General features: G+C 69.2%; 1 protein-coding gene. It reads right to left on the reverse strand.

Annotated elements, in window-relative coordinates:
* The coding region (locus tag QCE62_RS35155; RefSeq protein WP_309928039.1) for a hypothetical protein at window positions 1–452 on the reverse strand (452 nt) is incomplete at both ends.

The following is a 452-nucleotide window of genomic DNA, read 5'->3' on the forward strand; positions in this document are numbered from 1 at the left end:
CCGTCATCGTGCCGCTGCGGTTGACGATGCCGTTGCCGCTTCGCACGGCCGCGTCGCCCATGCCGAGATTGCTCACGAGGCCGCTCGTGTTGTCGATGCCCGCCGCCTGAAGGTCGAGCGTGCTCAGATCAACGCCTGCGCCCGTGCCCGCTTGAATCTGCCCGTTCGTGTTCGTCAGGCCGCCGCCGCTGGCGAGCGACAGCGACCCGAGCGCGCGAATCGCGCCCTGCGTATTGTCGATGTCGCCGGCGAAGCGCGCGGAGATCGCGCCTTGTGCGGCCAGCACGCCGTTCGCGTTGTTCAGGCCAGCGGCCTGCGCGGTGAGCGTGCCGGCTGTAATGATCCGGCCGCCGACGTTCGAGAAATAGCCGGCGCCGTTGGCGGGCGCAATCGTCAGCGTGCCCGTGCCAGCATCGATGATGGAGCCGCCGTCGTTGATGAACGCGCCCGGC

The organism is Caballeronia sp. LZ033, assembly GCF_031451265.1.
Lineage (GTDB): Bacteria > Pseudomonadota > Gammaproteobacteria > Burkholderiales > Burkholderiaceae > Caballeronia.